This is a genomic window from Streptomyces sp. NPDC020958, assembly GCF_055562175.1.
In genome coordinates this window covers 746,882-764,343 of record NZ_JBVHFU010000002.1, presented here as the reverse complement: position 1 = coordinate 764,343, position 17,462 = coordinate 746,882, and the positions used below count along the sequence as shown (strand labels likewise).

General features: G+C 73.3%; 13 protein-coding genes. 9 read left to right on the top strand and 4 right to left on the bottom strand.

Features of this window, described 5'->3' with window-relative positions; translation table 11 throughout:
* Positions 1–169: 169 nt before the first annotated feature.
* Positions 170–3,148 carry a glycoside hydrolase family 2 TIM barrel-domain containing protein gene (locus tag ACZ3KP_RS09225; protein WP_467497728.1) on the top strand — a complete coding sequence of 993 codons (2,979 nt, stop codon included), beginning with the start codon at positions 170–172 and terminating at the stop codon, positions 3,146–3,148.
* A 21-nt stretch (positions 3,149–3,169) separates the two neighbouring features.
* On the opposite strand, the gene ACZ3KP_RS09220 is transcribed toward ACZ3KP_RS09225, so the two are convergent.
* Positions 3,170–4,342, bottom strand: a complete 1,173-nt coding sequence (locus tag ACZ3KP_RS09220; protein WP_467497726.1) for a serpin family protein — start codon at positions 4,340–4,342, stop codon at positions 3,170–3,172.
* A gap of 203 nt (positions 4,343–4,545) precedes the next feature.
* Between ACZ3KP_RS09220 and ACZ3KP_RS09215 the strand changes: the two genes are divergently transcribed.
* The 6 genes from ACZ3KP_RS09215 (at position 4,546) to ACZ3KP_RS09190 (ending at position 11,021) form a co-directional block, all read left to right on the top strand.
* Entirely contained in the window at positions 4,546–5,775 is a 1,230-nt protein-coding gene (locus ACZ3KP_RS09215; protein ID WP_467497724.1) for a DUF4190 domain-containing protein, read from the top strand.
* Positions 5,776–5,922: 147 nt separating this feature from the next.
* A complete protein-coding gene (locus ACZ3KP_RS09210; protein ID WP_467497722.1) occupies positions 5,923–6,675 on the top strand; it encodes a GntR family transcriptional regulator in 753 nt (250 codons plus the stop codon).
* 329 nt (positions 6,676–7,004) lie between these two features.
* Positions 7,005–7,208 (top strand): SPOR domain-containing protein, encoded by a 204-nt coding sequence (locus ACZ3KP_RS09205; protein ID WP_358984177.1) that lies wholly within the window; start codon positions 7,005–7,007, stop codon positions 7,206–7,208.
* A 21-nt stretch (positions 7,209–7,229) separates the two neighbouring features.
* Complete coding sequence (locus ACZ3KP_RS09200) at positions 7,230–7,637, top strand: (deoxy)nucleoside triphosphate pyrophosphohydrolase (protein WP_467497719.1); 408 nt, start codon at positions 7,230–7,232, stop codon at positions 7,635–7,637.
* Positions 7,638–7,729: 92 nt separating this feature from the next.
* The gene (locus ACZ3KP_RS09195; RefSeq protein WP_467497718.1) at positions 7,730–8,173 is read left to right on the top strand and encodes an ATP-binding protein; all 444 of its coding nucleotides are present in this window, start codon (positions 7,730–7,732) and stop codon (positions 8,171–8,173) included.
* A 259-nt stretch (positions 8,174–8,432) separates the two neighbouring features.
* Positions 8,433–11,021 (top strand): SpoIIE family protein phosphatase, encoded by a 2,589-nt coding sequence (locus ACZ3KP_RS09190; protein ID WP_467497716.1) that lies wholly within the window; start codon positions 8,433–8,435, stop codon positions 11,019–11,021.
* A gap of 100 nt (positions 11,022–11,121) precedes the next feature.
* Here the strand turns inward: ACZ3KP_RS09190 and ACZ3KP_RS09185 are convergent, their stop codons facing one another.
* On the bottom strand, positions 11,122–12,600 hold the full coding sequence (locus tag ACZ3KP_RS09185; protein WP_467497715.1) for a hypothetical protein: 1,479 nt from the start codon (positions 12,598–12,600) through the stop codon (positions 11,122–11,124).
* 82 nt (positions 12,601–12,682) lie between these two features.
* On the opposite strand from ACZ3KP_RS09185, the gene ACZ3KP_RS09180 reads away from it, so the two are divergent.
* Complete coding sequence (locus tag ACZ3KP_RS09180) at positions 12,683–13,795, top strand: glycoside hydrolase family 18 protein (protein ID WP_467497714.1); 1,113 nt, start codon at positions 12,683–12,685, stop codon at positions 13,793–13,795.
* Positions 13,792–14,781 (top strand): phosphotransferase family protein, encoded by a 990-nt coding sequence (locus ACZ3KP_RS09175; RefSeq protein WP_467497712.1) that lies wholly within the window; start codon positions 13,792–13,794, stop codon positions 14,779–14,781. Before ACZ3KP_RS09180 ends, ACZ3KP_RS09175 begins: the two co-directional genes overlap by 4 nt.
* Here the strand turns inward: ACZ3KP_RS09175 and ACZ3KP_RS09170 are convergent.
* Together ACZ3KP_RS09170 and ACZ3KP_RS09165 are read right to left on the bottom strand one after the other, a co-directional pair.
* Positions 14,756–15,532 (bottom strand): succinate dehydrogenase/fumarate reductase iron-sulfur subunit, encoded by a 777-nt coding sequence (locus ACZ3KP_RS09170; RefSeq protein ID WP_467497710.1) that lies wholly within the window; start codon positions 15,530–15,532, stop codon positions 14,756–14,758. The two genes, ACZ3KP_RS09175 and ACZ3KP_RS09170, sit on opposite strands and share 26 nt — an antisense overlap.
* Positions 15,529–17,460: a fumarate reductase/succinate dehydrogenase flavoprotein subunit gene (locus ACZ3KP_RS09165; RefSeq protein ID WP_467497708.1), complete on the bottom strand. Its 1,932-nt coding sequence runs from the start codon at positions 17,458–17,460 to the stop codon at positions 15,529–15,531. Before ACZ3KP_RS09165 ends, ACZ3KP_RS09170 begins: the two co-directional genes overlap by 4 nt.
* Positions 17,461–17,462 lie beyond the last annotated feature (2 nt).

Here is a 17,462-nt window from a genome sequence, read left to right as displayed (position 1 = left end):
AGGACGTCGCGAGGGACACGTCGCAGGGACACCGAGTATGCCGTGTCCCGGACCCCCGGTCTTGACACTCCCACGGGCCGGAGCCCACACTCCGAAACGCCTCCCGTTACCGCTCCCGTGAGCGCTCACGGTACCGTCTGCCACCCGCTGAACAGAAGGTTGTGACCTCTTGCGCTCCTCGCTCCCCGCGCACGTGTCGGACCCCGCGCCCGGCCACGGCGACCTGCGTCCGGCCCGCTCCTGGCTGCACTCCGACGCGCCCGCCGTCTCGTTGAACGGCCCCTGGCACTTCCGGCTGTCGCCCACCGCGGCCGTGGCCGAGGACTTCGCGACCAAGGACTTCGACGACCGCGGCTGGGACAGCATCCCGGTGCCCGCCCACTGGGTGCTGGAGGGCGACGGCGCCCACGGCCGCCCGATCTACACGAACGTCCAGTTCCCGTTCCCGATCGACCCGCCGCACGTCCCCGACGAGAACCCCACCGGCGACTACCGCCGGCACTTCGACCTCCCGGAGGACTGGCGGGACGCCGAGCGGGTCCTGCTGCGCTTCGACGGTGTGGAGTCGCTGTTCCGGGTGTGGGTGAACGGCGTCGAGATCGGCGCCGCCAGTGGCAGCCGGCTGGCCCACGAGTTCGACGTGACGTCCGCCGTCCGCCCCGGTGACAACGTCGTCGCCGTCCGCGTGCACCAGTGGTCGGCGGCCAGCTACCTGGAGGACCAGGACCAGTGGTGGCTGCCCGGCATCTTCCGGGACGTCACCCTGCTGGCCCGCCCGGCCGGCGGCATCGAGGACGTCTGGCTGCGGACGGGGTACGACGACGGGCGCGGCCGGGTCGAGGCGGAGATCACCGCCGACGCGAGCGCGTTCCCGGTCACCCTGCGCATCCCCGAACTGGGCGTCGAGCAGGTCTGGGCGACGGCGGCCGACGTGGCGCCGGTCGAGGTGGCCGCCGTCGAGCCGTGGTCGGCCGAACTGCCCCGCCTGTACGACGCGACCGTCTCCTCGGCCGCCGAGACCGTCGCCCTGCGGGTCGGGTTCCGCACCGTCGAGATCCGCGGTGACCGGTTCCTGGTCAACGGCCGCCGGGTGGTCTTCCACGGGATGAACCGGCACGAGACCCACCCCGAGCGCGGCCGGGTCTTCGACGAGGCGCATGCCCGCGCGGACCTGGCCCGGATGAAGCGGTTCAACGTGAACGCCATCCGCACCAGCCACTACCCGCCGCACCCCCGGCTGCTCGACCTCGCCGACGAACTCGGCTTCTGGGTCGTCCTCGAATGCGACCTGGAGACCCACGGCTTCGAGAAGGTCGGCTGGGCCGGCAACCCCACCGACGACCCCGCCTGGCGTGCCGCCTGCCTGGACCGCGTCGAGCGCACCGTGGAACGGGACAAGAACCACCCCTGCGTCGTGCTCTGGTCGCTCGGCAACGAGGCCGGCACCGGCGCCAACCTCGCCGCCATGTCGGCCTGGGTGCACGCCCGCGACCCCGAGCGTCCCGTGCATTACGAGGGCGACTACACCGGCGACTACACCGACGTGTACTCCCGGATGTACTCGACGGTGCCGGAGACCGAGCAGATCGGCACCGACGGCTCCACCGCCCCGCTGCTGGGCTGCACCCCGGCGCAGGGCGCCCGGCAGCGCACCAAGCCCTTCCTGCTCTGCGAGTACGCCCACGCCATGGGCAACGGTCCCGGTGCCCTCGACCAGTACGAGGAACTCGTCCACCGGCACCCCCGGCTGCACGGCGGGTTCGTCTGGGAGTGGCGCGACCACGGCATCTCGGCCACCGCCCCGGACGGGACGCCGTACTTCGCGTACGGCGGGGACTTCGGGGAGGTCGTGCACGACGGCAACTTCGTGATGGACGGCATGGTGCTGAGCGACGACGTGCCGACGCCCGGCCTGTACGAGTACAAGGCCGTCGTGCAGCCGATCCGGTTCGCGTTCGACGGCGGCGAACTCGTCGTCACCAGCCTGCGGCACTCGGCCGACACCTCCGACCTGCGCTTCCGCTGGCGCGTCGAGCACGACGGGAGCCCCGTGGACGCCGGGGACCTGGAGGTACCGGTGGTCGCGGCGGGCGGGTCGGCGCGGGTGGCGCTGCCGCCGGTCGCGGTCGCGGCGGACGCCGAGACCTGGCTGACGGTCGAGGCGGTGCTCGCGGCGGAGACCGCCTGGGCGCCCAAGGGGCACGAGGTCGCCACCGCCCAACTGGACCGCACGGTACGGCGCCCGGTGCCCGCGGTCCGGCCCCGCACCGGCTGGCGGCCGGGGGAGGGGACCCTCGCCCTCGGCATCGCCGAGTTCACCGGCGGCTCCCTCACCCGCCTCGCCGGACGCCCGGTGACCGGCCCGCGGCTGGAGCTGTTCCGGGCGCCCACCGACAACGACGAGGGCACCGCCGACCGGCTGGAGGGCAGCGACGCGAGCCTCGCCGAGGTGTCCAGCGCCGCGCTCTGGCGGCGCGACGGACTCGACCGGCTGACCACCCGCCGTGTCGGTGTGGAGCAGGCCGGGGACGCGCTGCGCACCCTCGACCGGGTCTCCGCCGCCGACTCCGCCCTCTCGGTCACCGTGGAGACCGTCTGGACGGTCGAGGACGGCGAACTGGAACTGCGCGTGGAGATCGAGCCCTCGCGCGGCTGGGGGACGGTGTGGCCGCGGATCGGGGTGCGCTTCGAACTGCCCGACGGGACGGCCCCCGTGGACGGCGCCCGGTGGTTCGGCCTCGGCCCGCTCGAGTCCTACCCCGACAGCATGCGCGCGGCCCGCACCGGTCACTTCACGGCCGGTGTGGCGGACCTCTCGGTCGACTACGCGCGTCCCCAGGAGACCGGCCACCGCTCCGGGCTGCGGCACCTCACGCTGACCAGCGGCGGCACCGGCGTCCTGCGCCTGACGGCCCTGCCCGACCCGCGCGGGCGGCGCCCCGGCTTCACCCTCGCCCGGCACACCCCGCAGCAACTCGCCCGCGCCGCCCACCCCTTCGAGCTCCCGGAGTCCGCCACCAGCCACCTGATCATCGACGCGGCCCAGCACGGCCTCGGCTCCCGGGCCTGCGGGCCGGACGTGTGGCCCGAGTTCGCCCTGCGCCCGCAGGCCCGCACCATCAGGCTCCGCATCACCCCGGGAGCCTGAACCCGCGGCGGCCCCGGCGGCTCACCCCGCCGGGGCCGGGTCCGTGATCCAGCCCGCTGCCAGGGCCAGCCGGGTCTCGCGGTGCACGGCGAGGAAGCCGAACGGTCGGTCGAAGACGGCTCGGACCACGGTGGACTCGTACCGGTGCTGCGGCGGGCCGCCGCCCGGTGCCGCCAGGACGGCCGTCACCGCGGCGGCCCGGAAGCCCAGCGGGCCGAACTCGGCGAGCGCGGACTGCCCGGCCGCGCCGATGGCGAGCGGCGCCGCGCTGATCCCCGGGAAGTGCCCCTCGCGGGCGTCGGCCGCGGTGGACAGCCCGAACAGGCCGTGCAGTTGCAGCAGATCGTGGTCCGCGCGCACCGTGAACCCGACGGTCGTCACGTCGAGCCGCATCGGATCCGGGGTGAGGGACGGCTGCCGCTCCACGACCACGCCGGGACCCGCGGGCCCGTAGGGCAGCCGGCCGCCGGTCGTCACCGGCAGGGCCCGTTCCAGGACGCCGACGCCGGTGCCCAGCACCTGCCCGGGCGCCATCCCCTCCGCGCCGAGCAGGAGATGGACGTCGAGGCCGTTGCCGCCGGGCACCTTGACCGTGGTGACCGCCCCGTCCGGGCCCGCGGTCACCCCGATCCGGTCCGGGCGGACGCTGCTGCGGTGCAGACCGGCCAGCGTCCGGCCCTGCCACGGGCCGGAGCCCGGGCGCAGCACGGTCTCCCGGAACGGGTGCCGCCAGTCCGTGCGCAGCGCCAGCGCGGTCGCCAGGACCAGCCGGGCCCCGTCGGCCAACTGGACCGGCATCCGCTCCACCAGCCCGCCGGTGCGCTTGGCCGCCCACGCGTCCAGCGCCTCCCGGGACGCCGCGACATCGGGGCCGAGCACCCCGTGCGCGTCGGCGGGCAGCCCCGCCGCCCACTGCTCGCGCAACTCCAGCGCACGGTCGGTCCACAGCCCGAGGGCCGACTCCACGCCGGGCATCGCGTCCAGCCCGGCGAGTAACTCCCGCGCGCCGGCCGCCGCCCGGTCGGCCCGCACCCCCACGGCCCGGGTCAGTTCGTCCCGGGCGGGTCCCGTGGCGCCGTCGGCGAGGAAGGCCAGCAGCGGCCAGACACCGGCGGCCGAGAAGACCGTGGCCTGCCTGGTCCCCCGCGCCCAGCGTGCGGTGAGCGCGTTCACGGCGCTGACGGTGTCGATCATTCGTCGTCCTCCCAGGGACACTCGGGGAAGGGCAGGGGACCCGGGGCCCGGTCCGCCACGAGGACGTGCGGGGGCGCAGCCGCGGACGCCGTGCCCACCCTCATTCCGCCCCCGTTCACGGCGCGCCTACGATGCGCGCAGTCGTACGTCAGTTCAGCCGTCCGTTTCCGCGCGGCCGACGCCCCCTCAGGAGCACGGTACCGGTGTCCATACCTCCGCCCCCCGGCCCCCACCAGCGACAAGGGCCGTATCAGCCGCCTCAGTCGGGCCTGCCGCAGTACCCGCAGTACCCGCAGGCGCCGTACGGGCAGCAGCCGCCGTACCCCTCGCCGTACCAGTCCTGGGGCCCCGGCCCCGGCTCCCACCCGGTCCAGCCGCCTGTCAACGGTCTCGCCATCGCCTCCCTCGTGCTCGGGCTGCTGTGCTGCCTGCCGGGGGTCGGGCTGGTGCTGGGGTCGGTCGCGCTGGCCCAGATCCGCAGGCGCGGGGAGCGCGGCAGGGCGATGGCGGTGACCGGTTCGGTGTTCTCCGGGATCGGCCTCGCCCTGTTGGTGCTGATGCTCGCCACGGGCGGCGCGGCCGACTTCTGGGAGGGCTTCAAGGAGGGCGCGCGCGACCGCTCCAGCCTCTCGCTGAGCACGGGCGACTGCTTCGACACCCCGGACCACGCGCTCGACGACGACCTGATCACCGACGTCACCCCGGTCGCCTGCGACGAGGGGCACGACGGCGAGGTGTTCGCCACCTACCGCCTCAAGGGCAGCGCCTACCCGGGCGACGACGCGATCGGCGACTCCGCCGACGACCGCTGCTACGGCCTGGAGGACACCTACGTCCTGGACGTCTGGGCGGTCCCCGACGACGTCGCCGTCTACTACTTCACGCCCAGCGAGGACAGTTGGGCCGCCGGAGACCGGGACGTGGTCTGCGTCTTCGGCAGCTCCACCGGCGGCGGCCGGCTCACCGACTCCTACCGCCAGGGCCCCGACGCCTACTCGGCCGACCAACTCGCCTACCTCAGGGCCGCGCACGTCCTGAACAGCGCCCTGGACACCGCCCCCGACTCCTCGTACGTCGAGGACGACCTGTCCGGGAACAAGGCGTGGGCGGGCCGCATGGCCGCGGCGCTCGGCAGGCAGACGGCGATGCTCCGTGGGCACCGGTGGGGCGCCGGGGCGAAACAGCCGGTCCTGGCCCTCGCCGCCGACCTCGACCGGGCCCGCGCCGAGTGGGTGCAGGCCGCGCGGGCGCCGGACGTCGACACCTTCTTCACGCACTATGGCAAGGGGTACAAACTGATCGACCCGCACCGCACGGTGACCGTACGCGATGCTCTGGGCCTCACCACCGTCCCGCCCGCGTACGAGGACGGCAGCGGCGGCGGGGACGGCGGCTCGGGGAACGGAGGGGGCGGCTCCGGCGTCGAGGTGTGAGCGGCGCCAGAACGGGGAGAAAGTGCCTGCGCAAAGCCTCCCGCAACCCTTTGTCATCACATCGAGTGATTCTCTGGCCTTTGCTTGCACCGCTCAACCCACGGTTGCCACGCTGTTGCTGTCTGTACAACCTGATGGGAGCGGCCAGTGACTTTCGGTGAGCAGCCGGCGTATCTGCGTGTCGCGGGTGATCTCCGCAAGAAGATCGTCGACGGTTCGCTGCCCCCGCATACCCGGCTCCCCTCCCAGGCCCGCATCCGCGAGGAGTACGGCGTCTCGGACACCGTCGCCCTGGAGGCCCGCAAGGTGCTGATGGCCGAGGGCCTGGTCGAGGGCCGGTCCGGCTCCGGGACCTATGTGCGCGAGCGGCCCGTGCCCCGGCGGGTGGCCCGCTCCGGCTACCGTCCGGCGGGCGGCGCCACCCCGTTCCGGCAGGAGCAGGCCGACGCGACGGCACGCGGCACCTGGGAGTCCAGCAGTGAGCAGGCCGCGGCGGGCAGCGTCATCGCCGACCGGCTCGGCATCCAGGTCGGCGACCGGGTGATGCGCACCCGCTATCTGTTCCGGGACGCGGGCGAGCCGATGATGCTCTCCACCTCCTGGGAACCCCTCGCCGTCACCGGCCGTACCCCCGTGATGCTGCCCGAGGAGGGCCCGCTCGGCGGGATGGGCGTGGTCGAGCGGATGCGGGCCATCGACGTCATCGTGGACAACGTCACCGAAGAGGTCGGCGCCCGTCCCGGCCTCGCCGAGGAACTGCTCGTGCTCGGTGGGGTCCCCGGCCACGTGGTCCTCGTGATCCAGCGGACCTACTTCGCCTCCGGCCGCCCGGTGGAGACCGCGGACGTCGTCGTCCCGGCGGACCGCTACCGCGCCTCCTATCACCTGCCGGTGAGGTAGCGCGGACACCATCTGCGGGTGAAGTAGCGCACACCCCTGCGGTGGTTCACGCCTGCCCGGGGCGGGTCCCCCTCCCTGACCCGCCGCCGGAATCCGGCCGTTTTCCCAGGTGATCGCGGCTGTCCCCGGCATGCTCGTGACCCGAAGGGGGAGGCGTCCGGACGGCGCATTCGTCCTCGTGCGCCCCCACCGTTCTGGCTGGTTGCGTACCTCTTTGTGAAAAGGCGTATTCGCTGCGTAAAGGTTAGGCGTACGCTCGGGCATATGCGGAGTGCGGTTTCCTTAGCGGGGCGGGGATGGGCGGGAGCTGGGAGATACGGAGGGGTGCGATGACGGAAGGCACGGTCTCTCTCCCCTGGCTCGTCATACGGCAGGACGACAACGGCAATCGCTACCGCGTCGGCCGGTACGCGACCCGGGCCGAGGCGCAGAAGATCGCCGACAGCCTCGACGACCGCGGACACAAACAGCTCTACTGGGTCGAACGCGTCGGCCACGGCAACGGCAACGGGGACGGCGCCATCCGCAACTGAGCCTCCCGTAGGCTCCGGGCCATGAGCGAACGGATCGTGGTGGTGGGAGCCGCCCTGCTCGACGACGGCCGCCTGCTCGCGGCCCGCCGCAGCGCACCCCCGGAACTGGCCGGCCGCTGGGAACTGCCCGGCGGCAAGGTGGAGCCCGGCGAGACCCCCGAGCACGCCCTGGTGCGCGAACTGAGCGAGGAGTTGGGCGTGCAGGCCGAGGCCGTGGCCCGCGTGCCGGGGCAGTGGCCCCTGCGGGACCCGTACGTCCTCCACGTCTGGACGGCTCGCCTCCTCCCCGACTCACCCGCCCCCGAGCCCCTCCAGGACCACGACGAACTGCGCTGGCTGACACCGGAGCAGATCTGGTCGGTGCACTGGCTGGACCAGGACGTACCGGCGGTACGCGAGGTGATCGCCCTGCAGGACCGGGCGCTGTAGGACCGGCAGCCTCCTCTTACCTCGTTCGCACCACAGGGCCCCCCTCTGCGCGGTAATCCCTCAGCGATACCGGGTATGTGCCCCTTAACCCCATGAAACCGGGCATGGGCGGGCACGCTGCACGGGAAGTGATCGGTGTGATCGACACCGAAGGTGACACCGTCGAGTGGACCTTCCCCGCGGAACCGGGCGCCGTGCGTACCGCCCGTACCGCGGTCCGAGACCAACTGCGGGGCTGGCGCCTCGACCCCCTCGCCGACATCACGGCCCTCCTCGTCAGCGAGCTGGTCACCAACGCGATGCGGCACGCCACCGGCCCCATCGGCGTCCGCCTGAGGCGCCCCGCCGACCTGGCGGGCACCCTGCGCGTCGAGGTCTCCGACCCGCTCCCCGACCCCCCGCGGGAGCGCGCCGCCAGCCCCGACGACGAGGGCGGCCGCGGCCTCCAACTGGTCGCCGGCTCCTCGCGGAGCTGGGGCACCCGCCCCGGCGTCAACGGCAAGACGGTCTGGTTCGAGCTGGCCGTACCCGGGTGAACCGGGTGAACGGGATGTACATCCGGCGCCGTGCCGTCCACTCCCGGGAGTGGCCCCGCAACGGGTCCCGAACAGGGTGGTTCGAGGACGTGTTCCCTGGTTAGAAGACTGGAAGTGTTCTCACGGACCGGTCCGGAAATCGCCTGGACCGTGCTGTGATCGTGAACACCGTGTCAGGCGGCGCCGTAGTGCTGGATACTGCGGGCAGCCGCATCCGGTGACCGGTGCCGGGCGCGGTGAGCTGGAGGGGACGGTTCGCGTGAGCGAGATACCAGCTGAGGCCACGGAGTCCGAGGATCCGTCGGACGGCGTGCGGGCGGGGACCGCGGCAGAGGCCGCGGCCCCTGGCGACGCCATGTGGCAGAGCAGCCCACCCGGCTCGATCTACGACTACATCAAGGTCGCCTCGTTCTCCATCGGCGCCGGCGGCCTGGTCGACCAGTGGAGCCTGCGCGCCGAGCAGATCTTCGGCATCCCCGCCGAGCGGGCCGTCGGCATGGACCCCATCGAGGCGTTCATAGACTCCGACCTGCGCGAACGCGGCCAGCGGAAGATGGCCGAGATCCTCGACGGGCGGGAGTGGACGGGAGTGGTCCCGTTCCGGATGCCCGACGGCCCGGACGGCGCGCGCGGCGAGGAGGGCCTCGCCGAGGTCTACGTCATGCCCACCCGTACCGCCGAGGGCGAGAACGCGGCCGTGTGCATCGTCGTCGACGTCCGTACCCTACGCAGCATCGAGACCGACCTGGCCGCCTCGCAGGCGATATTCGGTCAATCTCCTTTCGGTTTCCTGCTGATCGACCCCGACCTCCGGATCCGCCGCGCCAACCTGCGGTTCTCCTCCATCTTCGGCGGCACCCCCGACGACCACCGGGGCAAGGGCGTCCACGACTACCTGCCCCGTGCGGAGGCGGAGCGGGTCGCGGCCACCCTGCGCCGGGTCCTGGAGACCGGCAACTCCATCACGGACATGCACGTCACCGGCTTCGTGCCGGGTTCCGAGGAGCGCCGGCACTGGTCCGTCAACCTCTACCGGGTGCACAGCGGCACCGGCCGCCCCATCGGCGTCGCCTGGCTGGGCCTGGACATCACCGCCCGCCGCGCGGCGGCCCGTGAGGCCGCCGCCGCCCGGCGCAACCTCGCCCTCCTCAACGAGGCCGGTGCCCGCATCGGCAACTCGCTCGACCTGGAGACCACCGCCCGCGAACTCCTCGACGTGGTGGTGCCCGGCTTCTGCGACCTCGCCACCGTCGACCTCTACCAGGGGCTGCTGGCCGGTGACGAGACCCCGCCGGGACTGGCGGACGGCAGCGCGGAGTTGCGCCGGGTCGCCTTCGCCAGCGCGGTCTCCGACGAGCCCTTCGTGGGCGGCGGCGCCCCGGTCGCGGTCGGCGCGGTCCACCACTACCCGTTCAACTCGCCCTGCGCGGACGCCCTGCGCACCGCACGCCCGCAGTACGTGCCCGCCGCGGACGGCGGCCTGGTGCAGTCCACGCTCGCCGTCCCGATGGTCGCCCACGACACGGTCGTCGGCCTCGTCCAGTTCGCCCGCACCAAGGGCAGCGAACCGTTCGGGGACCGCGACCGGGACCTCGCGGTCGAACTGGCCGCCCGCGCCGCCGTCTGCATCGACAACGCCCGCCTCTACCGCCGTGAGCACGAACGCGCGCTGATACTCCAACGGTCCCTGCTGCCGCCCGGCGACCCCGAGGCCTCGGGTCTCGACATCGCCTGCCGCTACCTGCCCGGCAACGCGGCGACCGAGGTCGGCGGCGACTGGTTCGACGTCATCGAACTCCCCGGCCACCGCACGGCGCTGGTGGTGGGCGACGTGATGGGGCGCGGGCTGCGCGCGGCGGTCGCGATGGGCGAACTGCGCACGGCCGTACGCACGCTGGCCCTCCTCGACCTCGAACCGGCGGAGGTGCTGTCCGCGCTCGACGAGATCGCCCGCGGGCTCGGCACCCCGGGCGGGATCCAGCAGGCCACCCGCACGGCCCGCCAGCCCCGCGACGCCGACCTGTCCGAGGTCTACCTCGCGACCTGCGTGTACGCGGTCTACGACTCCGTCACCCGGCGCTGTACGTTCGCCAACGCCGGCCACCTGCCGCCCGTCCTGGTCGAACCCGGCGAGCCGGCCCTGATGCTCGACGTCCCGCCCGGCATGCCGCTCGGTGTCGGCGGCGAGCCCTTCGAGGAGGTCGAGGTGGACCTCCCCGAGGGTTCCCTCCTCGCGCTCTACACCGACGGCCTCGTCGAGTCCCGCGACCATCCCCTGGACGAGGGGCTCCAGGCGTTCGTCGGCGCCCTCACCGACCCCTCGCGGCCTCTGGAGGACGTCTGCGACCACGTCCTCAGCACCCTCGACACGCACCACGGCGAGGACGACATCGCCCTGCTGATGGCGCGTGTCCAGGGGTTGCGCGCCGAGCAGGTCGGCGACTGGACGCTGCCGCGCGAGCCGCGCAGTGTGGGACGCGCCCGGGAGTACGCGCGCGGCCAGCTGCTCAGCTGGGACCTCGAACCGCTGGTCGACACGACGGAGCTGCTGGTCAGCGAGCTGGTCACCAACGCCCTGCGGTACGGCGAGGGCGAGATACGGCTGCGTCTCCTGCTCGACCGCACCCTGGTGTGCGAGGTCTGGGACTCCGGGCTGGTCCAGCCGAGGCGCCGCAGGGCGCGGGACACCGACGAGGGCGGCCGCGGGCTGCAACTGGTCGGCCTGCTCAGCGCGGCGTGGGGCTCACGCCGGACGCCGCGGGGCAAGACGGTGTGGTTCGAGCTGCCGCTGCCGGACGGCGAGACAGGCCTGACCGACCCCGCGGAGGCGCTGCTCAGCCTGTTCTGAGAGGGGCTGGTTGCGCAGCGCCCCTTTTGGGGGCGCGGGGAACTGCGCGAGCAACCACGGCCCACCCGCACCCGCCCCACCCCCTCCCGCGTACCCCCTGCTACCCCCACCGCCCCCGCGTCTCCGGCCCCCCGAACGCCACCACCGGCCCCCCGTCGTCCTCCTCACCCAGCAGCACACCCCCGAGCACCACCCCCGCCAGCCCGCTCTCGTGCGCGCCCTGGCCGGCGAACGGGTTCCCGTGCGCCCGTACGTCCCGCCCGGCCGCCTCCAGCGCCCGCCGCGCCAGCCGGTCCGCGTCCGCGGGCGCCGCCGACCCCGCCTCCGCCAGCAGCGCCCGCGCCCGCACCCCCACCGCCCCCCGGTGCACCCCGACGAAGTCGTCCGCCACCCCCAGCGCACTGCGCGCCACCAGCTCCGCCCCCGCCGCGATCACCCCGGCCCGGCCGCCCCCCGTCCCCTCCACCGCCCGTACCACCCGGCGCAGGGCGTCCAGCGGGTCGTACGGCCCTCCCGTCAGCTCCTCCCGCACGGCGGCCAGCACCGCGTCGGCATGGGTCAGCCGGGCCGGCAGGGCGGCCCCCCGCAACCCCGCCAGCTCCGCCTCCCCGCCCGTCAGGGCGGCCGGCAGCAGCTCCGCCGCCGTCCGCAGCTCCGCCACGAGCCGGGTCACCGCGCCCAGCAGCACGCCCGCCTGTGCCACGGCACCCTCGGCCGCGCGCAACCCACGCCGGTACCCGTCGCCGTTGCCGTAATCCGCCTCCTGACGCGCCTGGTTGAGCCGCCCGGTCGCGAACACCAGCCGGTCCTTGGCCTGTTCGAGGCACCCGTGGACCGGGTCGACGGCATCCGCCCCGTACCGCTCACCCGCCTCGGCCAGCGCCCGCTGCACGCCGCCCGTCCGCGCGGCCAGCTCCCGGAACCGCCCCTCGGCCGCCGCCAGCGCGTCCCCCCGGTCCCACGCGGCGTCGAACCCGGCCGCCTGGGCGTCCAGTTGGCGTCCGGCCTCCGCGCACCGCCCGATCACCCCCACCAGCGCCTGGCGCCGGCCGCCGGGATCCTCCGGCGCCCCCTCCTCGTACCGCTGCCATATCGCGAACGCGGCCGACAGCTCGGTCCGGGCGGAGCGCAGGGCCCGTACGACGGCCTCGTCCGCGTCGACCTGGCCGAGGGCCTCCCGGCTGGCACGGACGCAGTCGTCGGCGAGCACGAGGGAGGCGCGGGCCTGGCGTTCGAGGTCGACGGGCGACGGTGCCGGGGGGAGAGGGGAGACGATCCCCGGGGTGGTGCGCGAGCGGGCCCGTCGTACCCGCCGTACGTAGCCGTAGCCGCCCAGTGCGCCGGCCGCCGCCACGGCGACCAGCGGGAGGACGTAGTCGGTGCCCGACGTCCCGTCCCCCTCCGCCGAGGCCGCGGCGACCGTGCCGCCGCCTGCGGGAACCGGGTCCTGAGCCACGCTCGTCATCACCGGCAACACCAGCCAGACCGCCCCGGTCACCCCGCCCAGCACCGCGTGCCCCACCCGCACACCTATGTGCCCGGTGGCATGCCTCGGCCGACCCCGGATCAAGGACGTCACATTTCGGAGGGTATGGGCAGCCGGTCGCCACCGCGACCGGGACGGGGACGCACGGGGGAGGGCGAGACGAGGGGGACGCAAGATGGCACACCACGCCGAGAAGGAGCCGACGTCAGAGCCCCAGCCGGAGCCGGCCCCGCCGTCGGCCGCGGAGTCGGGAGGTACGGCGGGTGGGGCCGGTGGGCCCAAGAGGGGCCCCTGGGGCCGCCGGGCCGGGCGGGCCGGGCTCGTCGTCGTTCTGGTGCTGCTCGTCCCCCTCCTCATCGCCGAGACCGCCCTCCGCGTCAACTACACCGGCGACCCGGAGCCGGGCACCCGCACCCGGGACAGGGACGCCCTCTGGCTCGGCCACGCCTGGGTCGACGGGCGCAAGGACGACGCCGACGTCACCGCCCTCGCCGCCCGGCTCGCCGGCACCGGCATCCGCGACCTCTACGTCCATGCCGGACCACTGGAACACAACGGCACGCTGCCCACATCGGCCTACCCGAAGGCCCGTTGGCTGATAACGGCCGTGCATCGAAAACTGCCGGGCGTGCGGGTGCAGGCCTGGCTGGGGGACGAACTCGCGCCGGAGAAGCCGTACGCCATGCACCTGGAGAAGAAGCAGACGCGGGCCGCCGTCGTCGCCTCCGCCCGGGGGATCGTCGCCGCCGGGTTCGACGGGGTCCACTTCGACCTGGAACCCCTGCACTCCGGCGACCGGAACTACCTCGCCCTGCTCGACGCCCTGCGCCCCGTGACCCCGCTGCTGTCCGTCGCCGCACACCAGATCGATCCGCTGCCGGCCTTTCACTCTTTCTGGGGTACTCTCACCGGCCATCCCAAATGGTGGTCACAGGAATACTTCGGCCAGGTCGCCCGCCGGGTCGACCAGATCGCCGTGATGTCGTACGACACCATGCAACCGCTGGAGAGCCTGTACGGAGGCTATGTCGCCCAGCAGACCAGCCTCGCGCTGGAGGTCACCCCGGCCGGTACCGATCTTCTGATGGGGCTGCCCTTCTACCGGGAGAACCGTTTCGGCCACTGGGCGGCCGCCGAGACCGTGCCGGCGGCCGTGCGGGGGGTTCGGCTGGGACTGTCACGCACGGCCCCGGATCGCGCTAACTTCGGCGTCGCCCTCTACGTCGACTTCGCCGCCACCGAGGATGACTGGACCTCCTATCGGAAGGACTGGGTCCGTACGCCATGACAACCGCTCGTGCCCACCTCACCCGTGACGACCTCGCACCGCTCGCCCGCGAGGCCCTCGGCAAGGTTCCCGCCGCCGTCACCCGGCTGCGCGGCGGATCCAAGAAAGGTGTCTACCGGCTCGCCCTCGACAACGGCCGCTCCGCGATCGCCTACGTCTGGTCCCCGGAGGAGGACTACTGGGGCCCCGCCGACGCCGACATCCGCGACCCCTTCGCGCACGCCTCGGGACTCGGTCTCTTCCTGTCGGCCCACGACCGGCTGACCGAACTCGGCGTGCGCACCCCGCGCCTGCTCTTCGCCGACGAGGAGGCCGAGTACCTGCCGTCGTACGCGGCGGTCGTCGAGGACGTCCGCGGCGGCAGCCTGGAGCTGCTGCTGCGCAGCGACCCGGGCGCGGCCCGGGTGCCGCTCGCCCGGCTCGCGGGGACCCTCGGCGTGCTCCGCGAGTGCACCGCCGCCGGATACGGCAAGGCGGCCCTCGTGGAGGAGGGCGGCAAGCCGCTCGGCGTCTCGTGCGAGCAGGTCGTCGCCGACCGGGCCGTGCACGACATCGCCGAGCTGGCCGAGCGCGATCCCCGGGTGCGCGCGGCCCGCCGGGCGCTGACCGAGCGGATCCGCGAGCTCTACGACGCGGTCGAGCCCCGCGACCACGCCTCCCTCGTGCACGGCGAACTCGGCCCGGACCACGTCCTGGTGACCGAGGAGGGCGATCCCGCGCTCATCGACATCGAAGGACTGATGTACTTCGACGCCGAATGGGAGCACGTCTTCCTGCAACTGCGCTTCGGCCCGGCCTACGACGTGCTGCGCACCGCCGAACTCGACGAGGACCGGCTGCGGCTGTACCGGCTGGCGATGCACCTGAACCTCGTGGCCGGGCCGCTCCGGCTGCTCGACGGCGACTTCCCGGAACGCGAACAGATGCGGGAGATCGCCGAGTCGAACCTGGGGCAGGCCCTCAGCCTCCTGCCGGGCGCCTTCTGATCTTCGAGCCGAGCCACACCAGCGGGTCGTACTTGCGGTCCACGGCCCGCTCCTTCAGGGGGATCAGCGCGTTGTCGGTGATGCGGATGCCCTCGGGGCACACCTCGGTGCAGCACTTGGTGATGTTGCAGTAGCCGAGGCCGTGTTCGTCCTGGGCCGTGCGCTTGCGGTCCAGGCCGGACGCCTCGGCCGCGTCGAGGGGGTGCATGTCCAGTTCGGCCACCCGCATCAGGAAGCGCGGGCCCGCGAACGCCGTCTTGTTCTCCTCGTGGTCGCGCACCACGTGGCAGGTGTCCTGGCACAGGAAGCACTCGATGCACTTGCGGAACTCCTGCGACCGGTCCACGTCCTCCTGGAACATCCGGTACTCGCCGGGCCCGACCCCGGCGGGCGGCACGAACGCCGGGACCTCCCTGGCCTTCTGGTAGTTGAAGCCGACGTCCGTCACCAGGTCCCGGATCACCGGGAAGGCGCGCAGCGGGGTGACCGTGATGGTCTCGTCCGGCGTGAAGACGGACATCCGGGTCATGCACATCAGCCGCGGCCGGCCGTTGATCTCCGCCGAGCAGGAACCGCACTTGCCCGCCTTGCAGTTCCAGCGGACGGCCAGGTCGGGCGCCTGGGTGGCCTGCAGCCGGTGGATGATGTCGAGGACCACCTCGCCCTCGTTCACGTCGACCTCGAAGTCCGTCAGGCCGCCGCCCTCGACGTCACCCCGCCACACCCTGAAGTGGGCCGTGTAGCCGCTCATTCGTACAGCTCCTCTTCGGCGAGGTACTTGACCAGCTCCTCCTTCTCGAAGAGGGCCAGCAGGTCGGGACGGATGGGATCGGTGCTCTCGCGGGTGAGGGCGATCTGGCCACGCACCGGATCGGTGGCCGCGAGCCCGCCCGTCGGATCGGTCAGCCGGCACAGCAGGTTCACGGGGCGCCACCTGCGGTCCATGGTCGGGTGGTCCTCGCGGGTGTGGCCGCCGCGCGACTCGGTGCGCTCCAGTGCCGCCCGCGCCACGCACTCGCTGACCAGCAGCATGTTCCTGAGGTCCAGGGCGAGGTGCCAGCCCGGGTTGAACTGGCGGTGGCCCTCCACCCCGGCCCGGCGGGCCCGGACCCGCAGCGCGGCGAGCCGCTCCAGGGCCTGCTCCATCTCGCCCTCCCGGCGGATGATGCCGACCAGGTCGTTCATGGCCTGCTGGAGTTCCTGGTGGAGGGTGTACGGGTTCTCCGGCGGGCCCGCGCCGGGTTCCTCGCTCTCCGCGGAGAACGGGCGCAGCGCCTCCGCGGCCGCGGTGTCGACCTGCGCGTCGTCCACCGTCGGCCGGGTGCCGAGGTCCGCCGCGTAGTCGGCCGCGTGCCAGCCCGCCCGGCGGCCGAACACCAGCAGGTCGGACAGCGAGTTGCCGCCGAGCCGGTTGGAGCCGTGCATGCCGCCGGCCACCTCACCGGCCGCGAACAGCCCCGGTACCCCGCGCGCGGCGGCGGTGTCGGAGTCCACCGCGACCCCGCCCATCACGTAGTGGCAGGTCGGCCCGACCTCCATGGCCTCCGCGGTGATGTCCACGTCCGCCAGCTCCTTGAACTGGTGGTACATGGACGGCAGCCGGCGCCGGATCACCTCGGCCGGCATGCGCGTCGACACGTCCAGGAAGACCCCGCCGTGCGGGGAGCCGCGGCCCGCCTTCACCTCGGAGTTGATGGCCCGGGCCACCTCGTCGCGGGGGAGCAGTTCCGGAGGACGCCGGTTGTTGTCGGGGTCCTCGTACCAGCGGTCGCCCTCCTCCTCGGACTCGGCGTACTTCTCCTTGAAGACGTCCGGGACGTAGTCGAACATGAACCGCTTGCCGTCGGAGTTCCTGAGCACCCCGCCGTCACCGCGCACCGACTCGGTGACCAGGATCCCCTTCACCGACGGCGGCCAGACCATGCCCGTCGGGTGGAACTGCACGAACTCCATGTTCAGCAGCGGCGCCCCGGCCAGCAGGGCGAGCGCGTGCCCGTCACCGGTGTACTCCCACGAGTTCGACGTCACCTTGAAGGACTTGCCGATGCCCCCGGTCGCGATCACCACGGCAGGCGCTTCGAGGACGAAGAAACGGCCGCTCTCGCGCTCGTACGCGAAGACGCCGCCGACCCGTGAGCCGTCCTTGAGGATCCTCGTGACCGTGCACTCCTGGAACACCTTCAGCCGGGACTCGTAGTCGCCGGTCTCCCTCCTGTCCTCCTGCTGGAGCGAGACGATCTTCTGTTGCAGGGTGCGGATCAGTTCGAGTCCCGTGCGGTCGCCGACGTGGGCGAGGCGCGGGTACTCGTGGCCGCCGAAGTTGCGCTGGGAGATCTTCCCGTCCTTCGTGCGGTCGAACAGGGCGCCCCAGGTCTCCAGCTCCCAGACCCGGTCCGGGGCCTCCTTCGCGTGCAGTTCGGCCATCCGCCACTGGTTGAGGAACTTGCCGCCGCGCATGGTGTCGCGGAAGTGGACCTGCCAGTTGTCGTGCTCGTTGACGTTGGCCATGGCCGCCGCGATACCGCCCTCGGCCATCACCGTGTGCGCCTTGCCGAACAGCGACTTGCAGATCACCGCCGTACGGGCGCCCCGCTCGCGCGCCTCGATCGCGGCGCGCAGGCCCGCGCCGCCGGCGCCGACGACCACCACGTCCCACTGCTGCCGCTCCACCGCCGCCATCA